We start from the raw sequence: 2,000 nt of genomic DNA, 5'->3' as shown, positions 1-2,000 counted from the left end.
CATTAGAGGCTTGGGACCTGTGCAGGAAAAAGATAGAATCAAAGGAATACGATATGGTTATCATGGATGAAATTAACTATGCCATACATTACAATCTCCTTAATTTAGATGATGTCATAAGTTTCCTAAAGAATAAACCTAAAAAGATTCATATTGTTCTTACAGGAAGAAATGCAAAACCCGAGCTTATAGAAATTGCTGATATTGTTACAGAGATGAGGGATATTAAACATTCCTATCGAAGAGGAATGAAGGCACAGAAGGGAATTGAATATTGAATCAGATATAGGAAAATTAATAAATGAGAAGATGTAAGCTGCTACTATTAATTTGTCTTCCGATATTGGTTTTTAATCTGTCTTCAGAAGGTTCTTTGCAAGTTGCTCGTGCGTCCAATCCCAAGATTCCTGAAAGGATCGTTTCACTTGCTCCCAGTATAACGGAGATCTTATTTGAATTAGGGTTGAATAAAAAGATTGTTGGAGTAACAGATTTTTGTAACTATCCTGAAGAGGCTAAAGCGAAGCCAAGGATAGGAGGCTTTTTTAACCCCAATCTTGAAGCCATTGTTTCCTTGGAACCAGATTTAGTTATTGGCATATCCAATCTGGGGAATAAGAGTGTAATAAAGGGTTTGGTTTCTTTGGATATCCAAACCTTGATGGTTAAATCATTTATGATTGATGATATCCTTGATTCCGTACTCAAGATTGGCAAGGCAACAGGTGTTATGTCTAGGGCAGATGATTTGGTTTTAGATTTGAGAAAAAGGATAGAAAAAATAAAAGATTTAATCCGAGGTTCTAAAAAGGTCAAGGTCTTATTCGTTTTTAGTTATGAGCCTTTGATCGTTGCTGGAAAAGAGACTTTTGCTGATGAGTTGTTATCTTTGGCTGGCGGTGAAAATATCGTCAGAGATATAAAAGGTCGATATTCAAGGTATTCAATAGAAGAGGTTATTTCTAAGGAACCTGAAGTTATTATCGCTACGGTGCATGAAAATCCTTCTTCTCTCTTAAAGGAGTCTAAAAATGTTAGAGGGTGGGAGAAGTGGAAGAATCTATTAGCTGTTAAATCAGGTAGAATTTATGTGGTTAGTGAGGATTTTTACTTTAGACCTGGACCGAGGTTTATCTTAGGTTTAGAAAAAATAGCTGAAATATTGCACCCTGAAGTCTTTTAAGAAAGGTTTGAATGAAGTCACTTACCTTTACAAGTTGGTTAAAACCAATCCTGATTTTATTTCTTTTATTGATTGTTACCATGCTGATATCCCTCTCTCTGGGATCTGTAAGGATAGATTTAAAAGAGATAATCAATATTCTGTCTTTTCAGGTAAAAGAAGGGACAGATGCCACTATATTATTAAAGGTTCGATTGCCAAGAATTTTAAATGCAGCGATTGTTGGAGGAGCATTGGCAGTCTCAGGGGCCGTTTTTCAGGCACTGCTTAGGAATCCTCTTGCTGATCCATATATTTTGGGAATTTCTGGTGGTTCTGCGTTCGGAGCCATCGTTGCCATTGTTTTAGGTCTGGATATCATTCTTGGCGAGTTTTCTCTTTTGCCAATCTTTGCTTTTTTAGGAGGTGCTATCTCTATTTATATAATCTATTCGATTGCCAAAAGCAGGGGAAAGGTATCAATTTATAACCTGCTTCTTATAGGCGTTATCTTTAACGCCTTTTTTGCTGCCTTGATTATGTTCATTACATCTATTGTTGATTTTAATAAAGTTGGTGACATCGTATTCTGGTTGATGGGAAATATCACTTCTCCTTCATTCTTTGTTCTAGGAATTATCTCATTGTATGTTTTTATAGGTAGCCTCCTTCTTTTTTTTAGGGCAAAGGAGTTCAATCTGATCTGTCTTGGAGAGGAATCGGCATCCCAAATGGGTGTTGATTTAGAAAAGACCAAAAGAATAACCTTTTTCGCTGCTTCTTTAATAACAGGTGCTGCAGTTTCTATTGCAGGGCTTATAGGTTTTGTAGGGCTTAT

General features: G+C 36.2%; 3 protein-coding genes. All 3 read left to right on the top strand.

The genetic code is table 11. The features are described from left to right. On the top strand, positions 1-278 hold a 278-nt coding region (locus tag VMW81_04050; GenBank protein HUU50108.1), incomplete at its 5' end, for a cob(I)yrinic acid a,c-diamide adenosyltransferase. Between the two features lie 95 nt (positions 279-373). Further along, a complete protein-coding gene (locus VMW81_04045; GenBank protein HUU50107.1) occupies positions 374-1,183 on the top strand; it encodes a cobalamin-binding protein in 810 nt (269 codons plus the stop codon). A gap of 11 nt (positions 1,184-1,194) precedes the next feature. Further along, positions 1,195-2,000: iron ABC transporter permease (locus VMW81_04040; protein HUU50106.1), on the top strand; the 806-nt coding region annotated here is incomplete at its 3' end.

The sequence above is a fragment of the Nitrospinota bacterium genome, from assembly GCA_035528715.1.
In the GTDB taxonomy this organism is placed as follows: domain Bacteria; phylum JADFOP01; class JADFOP01; order DATKYB01; family DATKYB01; genus DATKYB01.
This window is presented reverse-complemented; position numbering and strand designations above follow the sequence as displayed.